Raw genomic sequence first — 245 nt, 5'->3', positions numbered from 1 at the left:
ATCCCGCTTACGCAATTAAATTTACGATTGCACGTACAAATCCAAGTGGTAGCCCAGGGGACGGCGATATCTTTGGTTCTCAGCAATATGCACCACTATTAGATATTGAAATACCAGTGTAGATATCCCCTTTTCTATATAGATTTTAGGTAGCTACGTCCAATATTGGGGATAGCTACCTTTTTTTATTGAAATGGTCATATCCAATAGATAAAATCCCGAATAGCTCTACTTCACTATTCAGG

The 245-nt window shown here is 38.4% G+C and carries 1 protein-coding gene; it reads left to right on the top strand.

Translation table 11 applies throughout. The features are described 5' to 3' along the window. Positions 1–14 precede the first annotated feature (14 nt). Entirely contained in the window at positions 15–122 is a 108-nt protein-coding gene (locus tag R2R70_RS22370; RefSeq protein WP_410979253.1) for a DUF4387 family protein, read from the top strand. Positions 123–245 lie beyond the last annotated feature (123 nt).

This window comes from Cobetia sp. SIMBA_158 (assembly GCF_046566945.1).
Classification (GTDB): domain Bacteria; phylum Pseudomonadota; class Gammaproteobacteria; order Pseudomonadales; family Halomonadaceae; genus Cobetia; species Cobetia amphilecti.
The sequence above is the reverse complement of the archived record's forward strand: the minus strand, read 5'-3'. Positions and strand labels throughout refer to the sequence as shown.